At 42.6% G+C, this 343-nt stretch carries 1 protein-coding gene; it reads right to left on the reverse strand.

The features are described from left to right. A partial coding sequence (locus CHH91_RS18080; protein ID WP_095224767.1) for a copper ion binding protein occupies nt 1-190 on the reverse strand: 190 nt, incomplete at its 3' end. Between the last annotated feature and the right edge of the window lie 153 nt (nt 191-343).

The raw sequence follows: 343 nt of genomic DNA on the forward strand, positions 1-343 counted from the left end.
CCTGGTTTTCGATTTCTGCCTTGATTTTGTCTTCAGCAACCGCTGTTTCATCGTAGGAAACGGCTACTTCATTTTTGTCGAGAGATACATTGACTTCTTTTACGCCGTTTAGTTCGCCAACCGCTGTTTGAATCGCTGTTACACAGTGGTTGCACGACATTCCTGACACAGAAAGGGTTATTGCTGCCATCCTACTCACTCCTTTTCGTTGTTCTATTTAGCATAACACAATACCCCCGTTAGGTATATAGGGTACACAAAAAATCAGCTGCTTATTTTGAAAAGCGGCTGATGATATCCATTAATTCTGAAATGGCTTCGTCGCCGTCGCCCTTTTTTATTG

It is taken from the genome of Virgibacillus sp. 7505 (assembly GCF_002272135.1).
Lineage (GTDB): Bacteria > Bacillota > Bacilli > Bacillales > Amphibacillaceae > Terribacillus.